The organism is Oleiphilus sp. HI0132 (assembly GCF_001635845.1).
This window is the reverse complement of the sequence record NZ_LWGJ01000290.1, coordinates 1-883: the sequence shown is the minus strand read 5'-3', so window position 1 is coordinate 883 and position 883 is coordinate 1. Positions and strand designations below refer to the sequence as shown.

At 42.1% G+C, this 883-nt stretch carries 1 protein-coding gene and 1 pseudogene; both read right to left on the bottom strand.

The window, feature by feature from the left end; genetic code table 11:
* Nucleotides 1-73: 73 nt before the first annotated feature.
* A complete protein-coding gene (hisG, locus tag A3766_RS03510) occupies nt 74-706 on the bottom strand; it encodes an ATP phosphoribosyltransferase (protein WP_068511138.1) in 633 nt (210 codons plus the stop codon).
* Nucleotides 707-732: 26 nt separating this feature from the next.
* Nucleotides 733-883: pseudogene (locus A3766_RS29430) on the bottom strand (UDP-N-acetylglucosamine 1-carboxyvinyltransferase); the annotation flags it as partial.

The following is an 883-nucleotide window of genomic DNA, read 5'->3' as shown; positions in this document are numbered from 1 at the left end:
AACGTTTAATATCTACCATTGAGATTTTCCTGTGTTAATAGTCATAACTCACCGAAGGTCAGCTTTGATAGCTTTATTTAACGGCTTTCTTCATTTTTTCAATAATTGGTTGAATTTGTGCGTGCTTCATTTTCATTGACGCACGATTCACAACAAGACGAGTTGTAATATCAGGGTGAATCATTTCCCTTGGCTCTAAGCCATTTGCTTTTAGGGTATTTCCGGTATCGACGATATCGACAATTTCATCAGCTAAATCTAATAGGGGCGCCAACTCCATCGCCCCATACAGCTTGATGATGTCAGTCTGAATACCTTGCTGCGAATAGAATGCTTTAGCCAGGTTTACAAACTTAGTGGCAACACGAATTCTTCCCTTAGGGCTAACACTACCTTTTTTCGCAGCAGTCATTAACTTGCATTTGGCAATACCTAAATCTAATGGCTCGTATAGGCCATCCGCGCCATGTTCCATTAGGACATCTTTTCCGGTAACACCGATATCTGCGCCGCCGAATTGAACATATGAAGGCACATCGGTGGCCCGGAGAATAATCATTTTCACATTCTCTACAGTGGTATCAAAAATCAGCTTTCGACTACTGGTGACATCTTCTAGCGGCTCGATTCCAGCCTCTTTAATCAGCGGAAGCGTCTCTTTCAAGATGCGCCCTTTTGACAAAGCAATTATTAGATTCTCTGACATAATTTTTTACTCTTAAACTTCACCGTCTAACTAGGCAGGCGCTTTATTTTTGCACCCAGTAGCTGCAGTTTTTCTTCAATGCATTCGTAACCACGATCAACATGGTAAATACGATCAACAAGCGTATCACCTTTCGCAACAAGCCCCGCAATTACCAATGAAGCAGAGGCACGAAGG